The sequence below is a fragment of the Streptomyces sp. NPDC004065 genome (assembly GCF_044903565.1).
GTDB lineage: Bacteria > Actinomycetota > Actinomycetes > Streptomycetales > Streptomycetaceae > Streptomyces.
Window position 1 is genome coordinate 41,504 of sequence record NZ_JBJDQT010000026.1, and the last position, 16,442, is coordinate 57,945.

The window sequence follows — 16,442 nt, forward strand, 5'->3', positions numbered from 1 at the left end:
CCGTCCCGGGAGAGAACAGATGACCAGCTACAAAGTCGCTCAGGTGACCACTGCCGGCGGCCCGTTCGGGATCGCCGAGCGCGAGGTTCCGGAGCCGGGCCCCGGCCATGTGCGGATCGCGGTGGAGGCGTGCGGGATCTGCCACAGCGACGTCCTCTTCGTGGAGGCCGGGGTGCCGGGCATCCGGTTCCCGGTGGTCCCGGGCCACGAGATCGCCGGGCGGATCGAGGAGCTCGGCGAGGGGACGCAGGAGCGCGGGTGGCAGGTGGGCGACCGGGTCGCGGTGGGCTGGTTCGGCGGCAGCTGCGGCCACTGCGTGCCCTGCCGGCGCGGCGACTTCATCGTGTGCGACAGCCTGAAGGTCCCCGGCTGGACGTACGACGGCGGCTTCGCCGAGCGGACGGTGGTCCCCGTCGACGCGCTGGCCCGCGTCCCCGACGCCCTCGCGGCGAGCGACGCGGGGCCCATGGCGTGCGCGGGCGTGACCGTGTTCAACGGCCTGCGGCACAGCCCGGCCCGGCCGGGCGACCTGGTCGCCGTGCTCGGCATCGGCGGGCTCGGGCACCTCGGCGTGCAGTACGCGGCCGCCATGGGCTTCGAGACGGTGGCGATCGCCCGCGGTGCCGAGAAGGCCGACCTCGCCAAGCAGCTCGGCGCGCACCATTACGTGGACAGCACGGCGGGCACCCCCGTGTCGGAGGCGCTGCAGTCCCTGGGCGGCGCCAAGGCCGTCGTGGCCACCGCCGGCAGCTCGGAGGCGATCGCCACGACCGTGGACGGGCTGGCGCCCCGCGGGGAGCTGGTCGTCATCGGGGCGGCGGCCGAGCCCATGGAGATCAGCCCGGTCCAGCTGCTCATGAAGGGCAAGGTCGTCCGCGGCCACCCGTCCGGCACCTCGCGGGACGTGGAGGACACCATGGCGTTCAGCGCGCTGCACGGCATCCGTCCGATGACCGAGACCGTGCCGCTGGACCAGGCCGACGAGGCGTACCGCAAGATGCTCTCGGGCGCGGCCCGCTTCCGCATGGTCCTCACGACGACCTGACACGACGGCCCGACGGACCGGTACGGCGACCGTGGCCCCGGACCACGGACTCCCGGACCCGCGACGTCCGGCCCCCCACGGGCCACCCCGTCCCACGGCCGTCCGACCCCACCGGTTTCCCGTCCCTGGTCCCTCCCTCGGTCCACCGGTCCACCGGTCCACCGGTCAACGGCCGTCCGGGGCCACGGGCTTCCCGGACCACCGGCCATTCGACGCCACCGGCTCCCGGGTCCACGGCCACCCGATCCCCCGGACGAGCCGACGCGGAGACCGTCGGCCCGCGGGGCACCTCGGTGCCGGGCCGGAGGGTCGGGGCCGGATGGCCGGAACTGGGCGGCCGGGCCCGGCGCGGGCCGGACGGCCGCGGCCGGACGGCCGGCACCGGCTGCGGGCGCGCGGGCCTGCGTCCGGCGCGTGGCCGCACCGTGCGGCGGCGGGGTGTGCCCTCGGGTGTCAGGGGCGGGGGGTCAGGAAGCGGTCCAGGAGCTCGGTCAGTTCCTCCGGCTTCTCCAGCGGGATCTCGTGGCCCGCGTCGATGACGCGGACCTCCGCGTCCGGGTACGCCTTGGCCATCCGCAGCATCTGCCGCACCGGCAGCTGGATGTCGTGGTAGCCGTGCACCAGCAGGGTGGGCACCCGGATCTCGCCCACCCGGTCCAGCACGTCGAAGGCGCGCATGGCGGAGTAGCACGTCATCACGACCTCGCGCGGGGTGGCCGCCGAGGCCGCGATGTGGCGCCGGATCTCCTCACGCGGATAGCCGGGCGCGAAGGCGCGCTGGATGTTGGCGGCCACGAACAGCTTGAACGGCACCAGGGTGGACGCCGCCATCAGCAGCCCCCTGCCCCGGCTGTACGTCATCCGGCTGATGGAGCCGACCAGCACCAGGCGCTCCACCCGCTCCGGGTGGGCGAGGGCGATCGTCTGCGCGATCATGCCGCCCATCGAGTGCCCGACGAGCACGAACCGCTCGATCTTCAGATGGTCGAGGAGCGCGATCACGTCCCCGGCCGCCGCCTCGATCGTCCGCGACCCCGCGCCGCCGCTCTCCCCGTGCCCGCGCAGGTCGAGCCGGACGACCCGCCGCCCGGCGGAGAAGTGCTCCACCTGGTGGTCCCAGCGGTGCCGGTCGGCGGTCCAGCCGTGCACGAACACCAGGGGCACGCCGTCACCGTCGCGCGGCCCTTCGTCGTCGTACGTCAGCAGGGCGCCGTCGACTTCGAGCTGCGGCATGGGGCACCTCCGGGATGCGATCACATTACTGGCGAGTACGGTAGCGGTGGCGGGGCCGCGCGTCACCGCCGTTCGCCCAGGAATTCGAGGATGTGACCGAACACGTCGAGGGCGGCGCCCCGGCCGAGGAACGTGTCCAGGTGGCCGTAGCCGGGGATCTCGGTGTAGGTGACGTCCAGCTCCGGCAGACGGTGGGCCAGTACGTCGTGGCAGAGCTTCTGGGAGTCCAGCCACAGCCCGTTCTCGCTGCCCGACAGCAGCAGGACGGGGGTGTCGATGCGGCCGGCCGCGTCCAGGGCGTTGGGGGGCAGCGCCCGGTAGCGGTGGTCGGTGTCGTGCCAGCGGACCACGCTGCGGGCCAGCTCGATGCGGCGCAGATGGGGCAGGATCCACAGCGGCGCCGGGCCGAGCAGCTGGGCGAGCCGGTCGTGGGTGGCCTCGGCGAGGTTCTCGTGCAGGAACAGCGAAGCGCCCGAGCCCCAGGCGGAGTTGTGCAGGATCTGGCAGGTGGGGTCCGGGCAGTGGGCGCCGCGGGAGGCCAGGGCGAACAGCGGCGTGTACTTCGACCACAGGCCCACCCGCCGGAAGTCGACCGGGATGTGGTCGACGCGGCCGCGCAGCAGCTCCCCCGCCACCGACATGCGCAGCGAGGTGCGGCCCGCGAGCTTCGGCGTGAGGAACACCCCCTGGGACACCACGCCCGCCAGGCCCGGTACCAGCCCGGCCGCCATGCTCATGGACAGGGTGAGCGAGCCGATGCAGTGCGCCACCACGAACAGCGGGCGGTCGCCGATGCGTTCGCGGACGCGGGAGACCGCCGCGGGGATGTCGTACAGGGCCACGTCGTCGTAGGTGTAGCGGCCGCCGGTCTCGTTGTACGGCAGCCGGCAGCTGCCCCGCCAGTCCAGCAGCCAGGGTTCGTAGCCCTCGTCGAGCAGGACGTCGACCAGGTTGCGGGTCTCCGGCAGCAGGAACATGTCGGCGGAGGCGGTGTGCCCGTGCAGCAGCAGCACCGCCGGCCGGTCCTGCGCCGCCGGGCCGACGCGGGTGAGGCCGAGGCGCACCCCGTCGCCCGCCCGCAGCGGGATCTCCTCGACGGCCGCCGGGTCGAGGCGGTGGTGCAGGGGGCGCGGGGCGGCGGCCGTCCTGACCCGGCGCAGCGCCGGTCGGCCGGCCGTGTTGGTCCTGACGGTCCCGGCGGCGGTTCTGGCGGTCCCGGCGGTCCTGGAGTTCAGGAAGTTCATGGTCCGGAAGGTCATCGGTGCTGCTCCGTGGGGGTCTGGGTGCGGCGCAGGTCGAGGAGGTCGGCGGCGGCGCGGGCGAACGGGCCGAGCAGACCGCGGCCCATCTCCAGGCCGAACCAGGCGAGCCAGGCGAGTTTGGCGGCACGTTTCTCCCGGGCGGTCAGCCGCGGGTCCACCCGGATGCCGTCGATCTGGTCGCGGACGTAGGAGTCGGCGGGGACGACGACCTCGCCCAGGAGGCTCGCCGCCTCGCCCTGCCGGCCGATCTCCACCGTCAGGGCGCGGGTCTGCCGCCACACGTCGCGGCGGGCACGGGCGTGCTTGCGGCCCTCCAGCCACCACAGCCCGCCGTCGGCGTCACGCAACCGCAGCCGGTAGCGCAGGAGTTGGTGGGTCATGCCGTGCCGCTGCGGGATGCCCTCGTCGGGGCGGACCCAGATGTCGCCGTGCTCGACGGTCAGCGGCCGGGGGTGTACCGCGGCGCAGGTCACCTCGCCGGTGACGTCCACCCTGCGCTCCCTGACCAGCTGGTACATGCTCGCGATGGAGAGGGTCAACGCCATCGAGCAGGGGGTGTCGGCCGCGGCGCCCACCGGGCCGACGTGGCCCTCGGTGGTCTCGGTGAACCACAGATAGGGCTGGTCGTCCCGGTGCGGCAGGCGGGCCAGGCCGTCCTCGGCGAGCCGCTCCAAGGTCCTGAGCTGGGCCCGCGCGTCGTAGCGGGCCGCGGGCGGCAGGCCGAGCGCCTCCACCAGCGCGGCGGTGCGTGCGCCCTCCGCCGCAGGGCCCTGCAGGGTCGCCTCGCACAGTTTGAGGGCGGTGGGACTCTTCAGCACCCGGGTGAGGAAGGCGAGTTCGGGCACGGGTTCGGCCTCCAGGCGGGCCAGGGCGTCGGCGCGCCACTCGTCCCAGTCCTGGACGCGGACGTGCATGCCGCCGAGCGCCATGTCGCGGACCACGTCGTCGAGGGTGCTGGGCACACCGGTGAGGTGGTAGTCGTAGCCCCAGGCGTCGGGTTCGCAGACGGCGGCGACCGCGACCCGGCTGACCCAGTCGACGGGGGCCGCGTTCAGGTACCGGAAGGCGGGCACGGTGCGGAAGCGGCCGAAGGCCGACATCAGCCCGCTGCTGAGGTCCTGTGGGTTGTAGGACCCGGTCTTCGTGTGGCCGCCGATGCCGCCCGGGCGCAGCGCGGTGACCACCAGGCCGTGGTCGCGGGCCCGGCGCAGCGCCACCTCGGCGGCCCACTTGGACTGGTCGTAGCCGGAGATCAGCCGGTCGGCGTGGGCGAGCGGGTCGTCCTCGCCCATGGCGGTGATGCCGACCTCGTTGAAGACGGCGATCGAGGAGATGTGGTGCAGCGGCTTGGGCCGCCCGGTGGCGGCGAGTTCGGCGAGGGTGAGGGCGCCGAGGACGTTGCTCGCCCGCAGCGAGCGGTAGCCGCGCAGGAAGTCCACGGCGGCCGCCACGCCGACCACGCTGTCCAGTTCGTGGGCGAGGCTCCGCCACACGTCCTCCGGCAGACCGAGGCGCGGTTCGCGGAGGTCGCCGGGCAGCACGGTCACCCGGCGGCGCACCTCCGGGGACCACGGCAGCCGGTAGCGCTTGAGCGCCGCGCCGAGCCGGGCGACGGCCGCCTCCTCGTCGGCCGCGCGCACCAGGCAGTACACATGGGCGTCGCTGTGCCGCAGCAGGTCGAGCAGCATGTGCCCGCCGAGGAAGCCGGTGGCACCGGTGAGCAGCACCCGGCGCGGCGGGAGCGGCTCGGGCACGTCGGTGAAGGGCAGCCGGTCGGCCAGGGCCAGGTCGGCGAGGATCTGCTCCAGGTCCTCACGCCGGGCCCGCGCGTACGGGTCGCCGGCGGGCGCGGGCGGCGGGAGGACGGCGGCGACCGGCGGGGCGACCGCGGTTACTGGCTGGGCGACCGCGGTAACTGGCCGGGCGACCGCGGCGGAAGGCGGGGCGGCCTGCGGGTGCGCGGGCGGCTGTCCGGCCGCGGCGCCCTGGGAGGCGCCGGCCGCATCCGGGCCCGCGGGGGCCGCCGGGGCCTGCGGGCCTCGCGTCGCGGCCGGATGGCGTCGGGCGAGGCTGATGGGGCGCGCGTCGGCGAAGAACTCGTCCAGGTCGAACTCGACGCCCAGCTCGGCCTCGAGCTCCGCGACGAGCTCCACGGCGTGCACGGAGGTGCCCCCGGCGTCGAAGAAGTCGGCGTCGACCGCCAGCCGCCCGGCGGGCAGATGACGGCCCGCGGCGGCGGCGATCACCGCGGCCAGGCGTTCCACACCGGACTCGGTTGCGGAGCCGGGCCCGGCGGCGGGCTCCGGTACGGGGCCGAGTGCGGCGGCGGGCTCCGCCACCGGGCTGACCAGGACGGCGGGCTCCGGTACGGGCACGGACCCGGCCGCGGCTACGGGGCCGGGCGGCCCGCTCCCGGCACCCCCGGACTCCCCTCCCGGCCCGGTCCCGGCACCCGACTCCCCTCCCGGCCCGGTCCCGGCCGCGACGGCAGCAGCCGCCTCGGACGCAGGTCCGGACCCGGGCGCAGGCGCGGATGCGGGCGCCGGTATGAGCCCGGGTGCAGGACCGGCGGCCGGTACGGGGTCGGGGGCCGCCTCCGCGTCCGCCGCCCGGTCGGGCGGCGTTGCGGCGCCCCGCTGCCCTCCCGGCACGGGCTCCGCGCCGGCCCCCGGCCCAGGGTCGGAGCCGGCGCCGGTCGGGGTCGCGGGCGCGGCGCCGGCCTCCGGTGCGGGCGCGTCCGCGGGTTCGGGTCCGGGGGCCGTCCCGCGCTCCGGACCGGCGGCGGTCGGGGTCGGCCCGGTACCCGCTGCCGCGATCCTGGCCAGAAGGTCGGTGACGGTGAGTCCGCCACCGCCGCGCTCGATCGACTCGGCGGCCGCCCGCTGCCCGGTGTCCTCGTTCATGTCACGCATCAGTGCCCTTCACGATGTGCCTCGTCGTCCTTTCCGTCTCCGTCACGGCCCTCACACCCGTCACCGCCGTTCCCGCTCCCGCTCCCGCTCCCGCTCCCAGGAGCGGAACGCCCGCAACCGGTCCGGCGTGGTGACGGCCTCCAGCCGCTCGTCGTCCGGGTCGCCCCCGCCGAGCGCGGCCAGCAGCCGCCGCGCCGGCGCGTTGCGCTCCGTGCGCTCCGCCGTCAGCCGCACCTCGGTGCAGCCCAGTTCCTCGGCCCGGCCGGCGAGCCAGGCCAGCAGGCGTTCCTCCACGCCCCGGCCCAGCGCCCGGCAGCTCAGCAGCCAGGCCAGTACGTCCAGCCGGTCCCCGTCCACGCGCAGGGCGAGCAGGCCGATCTGGCCGTAGTCGCCGAACCGGTCGCGCGCCGCGGCCGTCCACACCTCGCCCCGCTCCCGCCACCGGGCGACGTCCCCGCCGTCGGCCGAGCGGGCCCGCAGCGTGAACTGGTTGGTGCGGCGGACCAGTTGCTCGGCCCGCTGGACGTCGCCCCCGTCCAGGGCACGGATGTCGACCTCCAGCTCCAGTCCGGCGAGGAACTCCTCGAATCCGGCCCGTTCCCGGACCGCGTCCCGCTCGCGCTCCTGCTCGTAGAAGCGGGCGCGCAGCGCGTCCTCCGCGGTGGCCGCCGCGGGGACCAGCGGCCACAGCCGGCCGAGGAACTCCTCCATTCGGTCCGCCGGAGGGCAGGTCACCGACAGCACCCGCGGCAGCGCCGCGCGCATCCTCGCGATCTCGGCCGGGTTGTCGTCCAGGTACAGGAAGCCGTCCAGACCGAGGTTGAGGGTGCGGGCCGCCTCGGCGAGCCGGTCCGGCTTGGGGTTCCAGTCCGCCGACAGCACGCTGAAGTGCTCGGGCTTGAGCAGGCTGTCCGGGCGGTCGAGGACGGCCCGCACGGTCGCCTCGTCGTTGTTGCTGACCAGGACCAGCAGGGCGCCCGCCGCCCGCCACCGCAGCAGCCTGCGGGCGAGCAGGGCGCGCGGGCCGGTCAGGTCGACCGCCCCGGGACCGCTCTCGCCGGCCACCCCGCCCCACAGGGTCTCGTCGCCGTCGACGGCGATCGCCTTCGGCGCGGGGCGCAGCGCCGCCCGGACGACCTCGGCCACGCGCAGGGCCATCGCGGCCTGGAACGCCGGGGTGAAGGGGAGGTGGGCCAGCCGCTCGGTCCGTTCGTCGAAGCGCTCGCCGCCGGCGTGGTGCCGGTCCCAGTCGTCGGGCCCGAGGACCGCCACGCCGGGCACGTCCGCGAGTTCCGCGGCGATCTCGCGCTCCCATCGGGCGAGCCGCGCGGCCGTGCGCGCGGCCGGGGGGAAGCCGACGACCAGCGGTGTGCCGGAGCGTTCGGCCAGGGCCTTGACCGCGGCGGGGTAGGCGGCGCGCAGTTCGGCGAGCAGCGCGTCGTCCACCGGCCCGAACCGTTCCAGGTCGGCCGCCCTGACGAGCACCACGCCGGCCGCCGTCGCGGGGTCGGCGAAGACGCCGGCCGGGTCCTTCAGGCTCGCGAGCACCTGGTGGTACGGCGCCTCGGCCACCGTCCAGCGGACCTCCCCGGCGCCTTCGCCGACGGCGGCCTCGCACATCGGCGCCAGGTGACCGAGGGCGAAGGTGGCGGCGAGGGCCAGCGAGCGCCGCGGCGGGGCCTCGTCGGGCACGGACCCGGCGGACCCCTCGGGCACGGACGTCACGGCCGCCTCGGGAACGGCCGCCACGGCCCCCTCCGGAACGGCCGCCGCGAAGGCCCCGGACCCGGACACGGGTCCGGACCGCCCGGCTCCGGACGCCGATCCGGACCCTCCGGCCCCCGACGCGTGCCGTACGGGCACGCTCGGGTCCTCGGCCGTCTCGGCCAGCAGCCGCAGGAACTCCTCGCCCAGCGCCGCGGCGGCCTCCGCGTCCAGGATGTCCAGGTTGTGGTCGAGGCGGACGCGCCCCGCGTCCGGGGTCAGGGTGACCATCAGGTCGAGGTCGGAGTAGCCGGTGCCGGCCGGCAGCACCTCCAGCCGGGTGAGGCGGTGCGAGGAGCGCACGTAGTTGAAGTACACCTCGACCAGCGGCGCGCCCCGCCGGTGCAGCCCCTGCCGGGCCAGCGTGGCCAGGACGTCGGAGAACATGGCGCCCTTGGCGAGCACCCGCCGCAGCCTGCCGTCGGTGCGCCGCAGCACCTCGGCGGCCGGCTCGCCCGCCCGGGCCTCGGCCGGGAACGGCACCGGCACCCCGAAGAAGCCCACGGCGTCGTGGGCGTCCGCGTGGATACGGGTGTCCACGGGGACCGCGAGCACGAACCGCTCCCGCCCCCGCTTCTCGGCCAGCAGCGCGGTGAGCGTGCCGAGGCAGAACGCGGCGGGAGTGATCGCCAGGCGTCCGGCGGCCCGCGCCACCCGCTCGGTCAGCCCGTCGGGGATCGTCAGGGTGACGCTGCCCGCGCGGTAGGAGCGGGCGGCGGGGCGCGGACGGGTGAGTTCCAGGTCGAGCCGCTCACTGCCGTCGAAGGCGTCGCGCCATGCGGCGTCCGGTGCCTCGCCGCCCTGCTGGGCCTCGACGAGCAGCGCGATGTCGCGGTTGCTCACAGTGGCGTCGAGCGGGGTGCCGGACAGCTCGGTGTCGATCTCCGCCGCCACCAGCAGCAGGGACTGCAGGTCGCCGACCGCGTGGTGGGCGCCGAACACCAGGATCTGGCCCTGTTCGCCGCCGTCCACCAGCTCGAAGCGCCACAGCGGCGCCTCGGCCGGCTCGAAGGGCGGCTCCAGCAGGGCGCGCAGCCGCCCGGCCGGGTCCAGGACGTCGCCGTCCGCCCCGGCCGGGTCCGGGACGTCGCCGTCCGCCAGGGCCGGTGTCCAGCGCAGCACCGGCGCGGCGAGTTCCCGGACCACGCGCAGCCGCCGACCGCCTTCCTCGCCGCGGACGATGGCGGTGCGCAGGGCGGCGTGCCGGGCCACCATGCGGTCGAGGACGGCCGTGAGGTGCTCGCGGGTCACCGGCGTGGTGAGGCGGACCGCGAGGCCGATGGCGTGGGCGGCGGCCGGCATGTCCGGTCCGGCGCTGCGCAGCAGCCGTACGACGTCCCGGGTGGCCGGGTGGGTCTCGACGGCGGGCACCTCGGTGGCGGCCCGGTTCCCGGCCCGGTCCTCCCCCGGTGCGGCGGGCCGCTCGGGCAGGGCCTGGCCGAGGGCGCGGGCGAGGCCGCGGATGTCGGTGGCCGCGAACACGTCGGCGGCGGGCAGTTCGGCGCCCAGTTCGCGGGCGAAGGCGTTCCGCAGGCGTACCAGCATCAGGGAGTCCAGGCCGAGTTCCTTCAGGGCGGTGGTCGCCGAGGCGTCCACCGTGCCGCCGGAGACGTCGTCGACCCGCGCCCGCACGTACGCCTCGAGCCAGGCGGTCCGCTCCTCCCCGGACGCCGCTGCGAAGACCTTCTTGACGAGGTCGTCGGTCACGGCGGTGCCGGCCGGGGCGGTGACCAGGCCGGCGAGGATCGGGCGGGTGCGGACCGCGTCGGGCACGAGGCCGAGCACCTCCCGGTCCAGGGCGAGGGGCGCGAGCTGTCGGCGGGAGGTGCCCAGCACCCGTTCGAACAGCTCGCCGCCCTCCTGCGGGGTGAAGGCGACCAGGCCCGACCGGGAGGTCTCGGCGGCCCGGGCGCCGGACCCGGCCACCATGCCGACGCCGCTCCAGGCGCCCCAGTCCAGGCTGAGCGCGCGGCGGTCCGTGCGGGACAGGTGGTGCGCCCAGGCGTCCAGGAAGGCGTTCGCCGCGCAGTAGGGCGCCTGCCCGGCCGAGCCGAGCAGGCCGGCCGCGGAGGCGAACAGGATCAACGTCCCGGCCTCCGGGACCAGTTCGGTGAGCAGGGCGGTGCCCAGCACCTTGGGCGCGAGGACGCGCAGGACGCGGTCGGCGCTCAGCCGGGCCACCGTGGCGTCGTCGAGGACGCCGGCCGTGTGCACGACGGTGGTGATCGGCCCGGCCGCGCGGCGCACGGCGTCCAGGGCGGCCGTGAGGGCGGCGCGGTCGGAGACGTCCGCGCGGGCGAGGTGCACGCTCACGCCGCGCTGCTCCAGGCCTGCGATCCAGCGTGCGGCGTCCGCGTCCGGCGCGCCGCGGCCGAGCAGCGCCAGCCGGCGGGCGCCGCGGCGGACCAGCCGTTCGGCGACGATCCGTCCGAGGCCGCCCAGACCGCCGGTGATCAGGTGCACGCCGTCCGGGCCGGGCGCGCCGTCCCCGCCTTGCGTGCCGTCCGCGCCGGGCGCGCCGTCCGTGCCGGGCGCGCCGTCCGTGCCTTGCGTGCTGTCCGTGCCGTGGCCGCCGTCGTCGGGACGGGTGCGGGCCAGCCGGGGCACCAGGCGTCCCCCGGGGCGCAGGGCGACGAGCCGTTCGTCGTCCGCGTGCCGCAGCTGGGTCCACAGTTCCCCGGCGCCGCCCTCGGGCGGCAGGTCGATCAGGGTGGTGGCCAGTTCCGGGTACTCCTGGGCGACCGCGAGCCCGAAGCCCCAGGCCAGTGCCTGCTCGGGGTGGGCGACCCGGGTGCTTTCACCTGCTGCCTGGCTGCCGCGCGCCACCACGAACAGGCGCGGCGCCCGGCCGCGCGTCCCGTCGGCGAGGGCGCGCACCAGGTGCAGGGTGGTCAGGCAGCACAGCCGTGCCGCCTCCTCGGCGCGGTCGGTGCCCGCGGGACCGGTCAGTGGTGGGGCGTCCAGGGCGGACAGCTGGACGATCCGCTCGGGCGGGCCGTCCGGGAACGCCTCGGCCAGCAGCCGGGCGAGCTGAGCGGGGTCGGCGGTGTCGAGGACGTACCGGCCGGGTCCCTCGGCGGCGAAGTCGCCGCCCCGGCGGGCGAGGACGTGCGGCACCGCGGCGTCGCGCAGCCGCCCGGCGAGGCCGGCGGCCACCCCGGTGCCGTCGGCGAGGACGAGCCAGCTCCCCCGGCCGGGGGGCTCCTGCGCCCTGGGGCGCGGCTGCCAGCGGGTCTCGAACAGGGCGCCGTCCAGCGGTGAGAGCGCGGCGAGCCGGAACTCGTGCGCCTCGAGCACGAGCCGGTCGTGCTCGTCCCAGATCCGCAGGTCCAGGGTCGCGGTGTCGCCGTCGGCGGAGCGCAGCCGGCAGGTGACCCAGGCCGGGGCGGTCCGCAGCCCGGTGTACCGCAGCCGTCCGACGCCCGCGGGCACGAAGGCCCGGCCCTGCGGGGCGCCGGAGGGCAGGGCGGCCGTGTGGAAGGCGGCGTCGAGGACCGCGGGGTGCAGCAGGTGTCCGGCGGCGGGCCGGGCGGCGAGCCTGCCGAGGGCGGCGTCGTGGGTGCGGCGGCCCTCCACCAGCCCGCGGAAGGCGGGGCCGTACTCGATGCCGAGGGTGGCCAGCGCGGTGTAGACGGCCGGCGGGTCGGCCTCCTCGGTGCACCGCTCGCGCAGTGCGGCGGGCGTCAGGCCGTCCTCGTCGGCGGAGGGTGTGCCGTCCTGCGCCGCGGCGCCGGCGGGCGTGACGCGTCCGGTGGCGTGCCGCTCCCAGCGGGCGCCCCGTTCGCGGGCGGGCGCGGAGGCGACGGTGAAGCCGAGGGCGCCGTCGCCGGCGGGCCGCAGCACCAGTTGCAGTCGCACGGGCCGCTCCGTCTCCAGGCGCAGCGGCTGGACGAACCGTACGTCGTCCAGGCGGACTTCGCCGGTGCCGCCGACCGCCGTGGCGCCCTCCAGGGCCAGGTCGAGCAGGGCGGCGGCGGGCAGCCAGACCTCGCCGGCCACGCGGTGGTCGGCGAGTTCGGCGAAGCGGCCGTCCCGCAGGTCGATCTCGCTCTGGAAGGTGTGCACGCCGGGCTCGTCGCTGGACTCGACGTGCGTGCCGAGCAGCGGCGAGGTGCCCGCCGGGGCGGCGGGAGCGGGCGCGAGCCAGTGGCGTTCCCGGGCGAAGGCGTAGGTGGGCAGGTCGACGCGGCGGCCGCGCGGGAACGGCGCCGTCCAGTCGGGGTCGTGCCCCGCGCCGTACAACTCGCCCAGTGCGCGCAGCAGTACGCCGGGGCCGTCCTGCTGCCGGCGCAGTGAGCCGACGCCCACCGCGTCGACGCCGGCCGCGGCGGCCACCGCCTCGACGGAGGAGAGCAGGGACGGGTGCGGGCTGAGTTCGACGAAGTAGCGGTAGCCGTCGTCGAGCATCCGCCGGACGGTGTCCGCGAAGCGGACGGGCCGGCTGAGGTTGCCGTACCAGTAGGCGGCGTCCAGCCGGTCCCCGGTGACGGGTTCGGCCAGCACGGTCGAGTACAGCGGGGTGGGCGTGCGGGTGCCGCGGACGCCGGAGAGGTCCTCCAGCAGCCGGGCGCGCACCGGTTCCATCAGGGGGGTGTGCGAGGCGAACGGCGTCGACAGCCTGCGTACGGTGACGTTGCGCTCCTCCAGGCGGGCGCGCAGCGTGGCCAGCGCCTCGGCGTCGCCGGAGACGGCGGTGGAGCCGGCGCTGTTGACGGCGGCGACGAACAGCCGGCCGGTGTGCGGCGCGAGCAGCTCCTCCACCTCGGTGCGCGGCAGTTCGACGGAGACCATGCCGCCCTCGCCGACCAGCGGGACGACGGCGCGGGCGCGGGCGGTGACGACGGTCACGGCCTCCTCCAGGGTGAGGGCGCCGGCGCTGTGGGCGGCGGCGATCTCGCCCAGGCTGTGTCCGACGACGGCGTCCGGGGTGACGCCGAGCGACCGCCAGGCGGCGGCCAGCGCGGTGTTGACCGCGAACAGCACCGGCTGGAGGTACTCGGTCCGCTCCAGTGGCGAGAACTCCTCCGGCGCGCGCAGCACGTCAATCACCGACCAGCCGGTCTGCCGTCGTATCTCGGCGTCGACGCGGGTCAGCTCCCGGCGGAAGGCGTCGGAGCCGGACATGAGCTCCACGCCCATGCCGGGCCACTGGCCGCCGTGCCCGGCGAACACGAACGCCACCCGTCCGGTGCGATCCTCCCGGGGCGGAGCAAGCGTGGTCCGTCCGTCGGCGAAGCCGCGCAGCGCGGCCCGGAGTTCGTCCCGGCCGCCCGCGACGAACGCGGTCCGCCACTCGAAGTGGCCGCGGTGCCGGGCCAGGGTGTGGGCGATGTCGGGCAGGGCGGTGTCCTCGTTCGCGGTGAGGTGGCGGGCGAGGCGGGCGGCCTGTCCGCGCAGGGCCGCCTCGCTCCTGGCCGAGAGCACGAACAACCGCTCGCCCGGGCCGTGTCCGGGCCCGGCCGTGGGCGGGGTGCCGGAGTCGTCCGTGCCCCGGGGTTCGTCCCGGAGGTCGTGCGGGGCCTCCTCGACGATCACGTGGGCGTTGGTGCCGCTGATGCCGAACGCGCTGACGCCGGCCCGCCGGGGCCGCTCGCCGGCCGGCCAGTCCACGGCATCGTGCAGCAGCCGCAGCCCGCTGCCGTCCCAGTCGACGTGCCGGCTGGGGGTGGCCGCGTGCAGGGTGGCGGGGAGCCTGCCGTGCCGCAGCGACTCCACCACCTTGATCAGCCCGGCCACGCCCGAGGCCGCCTGCGTGTGGCCGAGGTTGGACTTGAGCGAGCCCAGGTACAGCGGCCGGTCCGCGGGGCGCGAGGCGCCGAACACCTGGGACAGGGCGTTCGCCTCGATGGGGTCGCCGAGCGTGGTGCCGGTGCCGTGCGCCTCCACGTAGTCGAGGTCCGCGGGTTCGAGGCCGGACAGCTCCAGCGCGCGCCGGACCACCTGCTCCTGGGCGGGTCCGTTGGGCGCGGACAGGCCCTGGCTGCGGCCGTCCTGGTTGACGGCCGTGCCGCGCAGCACCGCCAGCACCCGGTCGCCGTCGCGCCGGGCGTCGCCGAGCCGCTTCAGTACGACCATGCCGGCGCCCTCGGCCCAGATGGCGCCGTCGGCGTCGTCGGAGAACGAGCGGCAGCGACCGGTCGCGGACAGTCCGCGCAGCCGGCTGAACTCCACGAACGTCTGCGGGGTGACCATCAGTGTGACACCCCCGGCCAGGGCGAGGTCGCACTCGCCCGAGCGCAGCGCCTGCGCCGCCAGGTGCACCGCGACCAGCGAGGACGAGCAGGCGGTGTCGACGGTGAGGGCGGGTCCGTGCAGGCCGAGCGCGTAGGCGAGCCGGCCCGAGGCCACGCTGAGCGCCGAGCCGGTGCCGACGTATCCGTCGAGCTGGTCGAGCCGGGAGCCCGCCAGGTACTCGCTGCCGAACATGCCGACGTACACGCCGGTGGTGCTGCCCGCCAGCCGGGCGGGCACGATCCCGGCGCGCTCCAGGGCCTCCCACGTGGTCTCCAGCAGGAGCCGCTGCTGGGGGTCCATGGCCGCGGCCTCCTTCGGGGTGATGCCGAAGAACGCCGCGTCGAAGGACTCGATGTCGTCCAGGAAGCCGCCCTCCCGGGCGTAGGACTTGCCGGGCGCGTCGGGGTCGGGGTCGTAGAGCGCGGCCACGTCCCAGCGGCCCTCGGGGAACGGGCCGATGGCGTCCCGGCCCTCGGCGACCAGCCGCCACAGGTCCTCGGGACCGTGCACGCCGCCGGGCAGCCGGCAGGCCGTGGCGACGACGGCGACCGGCTCGTCCGCACGCGGCCCGGTGCCTCCGGCGGCCGGGGCGGGGAGGGGGGCGGGGGCGGGCCGGGCCGTCCGGTCGTGCGTCGCCAGTACGGTGGCCAGCAGGTGCCCGGCCAGCCGGGCCGGGGTGGGGTGGTCGAACAGCAGGGTCGCGGGCAGCCGGACGGCCAGCCGGGCGCCGATGCGGTTGCGCAGTTCGACGGCCGTCACCGAGTCCATGCCCAGCTCGCGCAGCGGCCGGTCGGGGCGGACCGGCTCCGTCGAGGCCAGGCCGAGGGCGCGGGCGGCCTCCTCGCGCACCAGGGCCAGGACGCGGTCGGCGCGTTCGGCCTCCGGCAGCCGGGCCAGCCGGTCCGCGAGGCCGTCGCCGCGGCTCGCGGCGGCGCGGGGCTCGGGCAGCAGCGACCGCCACAGCGCCGCGCCCGGCCCGCCCGCCGCAGCCGTGGTCTCGCGCACCCGGGGCAGGTCCCACAGCGCGGCGAGCACATGCGGTGCGCCCCGGCGCAGCGCCAGTCCGGCCAGGTCACGGCCCTGCTCGGGGCTGAGGGCGCGGTGGCCGTGGCGGGCCATGCGCGCCAGGTCGGCGTGGGCCGCGGCCAGGCCCTCGCCGGCCCAGGCGCCGTAGGAGACGGACACGGCGGGCAGGCCCGCCGCGCGGCGGTGGTGGGCGAGTTGGTCGAGGAAGGCGTTGGCGGCGGCGTAGTTGGCCTGGCCGGCGTTGCCGACGACCCCGGCGGCCGAGGAGACCAGGAGAAACAGGGTGAGCGGGGTGCCGGCGGTCAGCCGGTGCAGATGGGCGGCGCCGTCGGCCTTGGGGCGCAGCACCTCGGCGAGGCGTTCGGGCGTGAGTTCCGCGACCAGTGCGTCGGCCAGCACGCCGGCGCAGTGCACCACGCCCCGCAGTGGGAGTTCGTCGCCCACGCCGGCCAGCAGTCCGGCCACCGCCCGGGCGTCCGACACGTCGCAGGCGGCCACGTCGACCTGCGTGCCGAGGGCGGTGAGTTCGGCGGTGACCTCAGCGGCCCGCGGATCTGCGGGTCCCCGACGGGAGGTCAGCAACAGGCGCGGCACACCGCGTTCGGCGAGGAGACGGGCGATGTTCCGCCCGACCGCACCGAGCCCACCGGTGACCAGCACGGTGCCGTCGGTGGGGATGGGCGAGGGGTGGGGGGTGGGTGATGGGTCGGTGGTGGCGACCGGGTCGGTGGTGGGCGAGCGGTCGGTGGTGGGCGAGCGGTCGGTGGTGGCCACCGTGCCGGTTCTTGCCGATGGGCCGGTGGGCGCCGACGGCTCGGCGGTCGCCGCGGGACCAGTGGTCACCGCCTGGTCGGTCGTCACTGCCGGGTCGTTGGTCACGGGCGGGTCGGTGATTGCCGCCCGGTCGGTGATTGCCGCCGGGTCGGTGGGCGGCACCGGGTCGGTGGTCACCGCCGGGTCGGTGAT

General features: G+C 76.6%; 4 protein-coding genes and 2 pseudogenes. 2 read left to right on the forward strand and 4 right to left on the reverse strand.

The annotated features are described in order from the left end of the window. Window positions 1-19: 19 nt before the first annotated feature. Window positions 20-1,045 (forward strand): alcohol dehydrogenase, encoded by a 1,026-nt coding sequence (locus ACI2LW_RS25020; protein ID WP_404733435.1) that lies wholly within the window; start codon window positions 20-22, stop codon window positions 1,043-1,045. Between the two features lie 453 nt (window positions 1,046-1,498). Here the strand turns inward: ACI2LW_RS25020 and ACI2LW_RS25025 are convergent, their stop codons facing one another. The 4 genes and pseudogenes from ACI2LW_RS25025 to ACI2LW_RS25040 form a co-directional block, all read right to left on the reverse strand. Further along, entirely contained in the window at window positions 1,499-2,278 is a 780-nt protein-coding gene (locus tag ACI2LW_RS25025) for an alpha/beta fold hydrolase (protein WP_404733436.1), read from the reverse strand. Window positions 2,279-2,340: 62 nt separating this feature from the next. Continuing rightward, window positions 2,341-3,537: an alpha/beta hydrolase gene (locus ACI2LW_RS25030; RefSeq protein WP_404733437.1), complete on the reverse strand. Its 1,197-nt coding sequence runs from the start codon at window positions 3,535-3,537 to the stop codon at window positions 2,341-2,343. Further along, the gene (locus tag ACI2LW_RS25035) at window positions 3,534-5,915 is read right to left on the reverse strand and encodes a thioester reductase domain-containing protein (protein WP_404733438.1); all 2,382 of its coding nucleotides are present in this window, start codon (window positions 5,913-5,915) and stop codon (window positions 3,534-3,536) included. The genes ACI2LW_RS25030 and ACI2LW_RS25035 overlap by 4 nt, the downstream gene beginning before the upstream one ends. Before the next feature lie 597 nt (window positions 5,916-6,512). Further along, a pseudogene (locus ACI2LW_RS25040) lies at window positions 6,513-16,163 on the reverse strand (SDR family NAD(P)-dependent oxidoreductase); the annotation flags it as partial. 76 nt (window positions 16,164-16,239) lie between these two features. Here ACI2LW_RS25040 and ACI2LW_RS25045 point away from each other — a divergent pair. Continuing rightward, window positions 16,240-16,442 (forward strand): annotated as a pseudogene (locus tag ACI2LW_RS25045) (hypothetical protein); the annotation flags it as partial.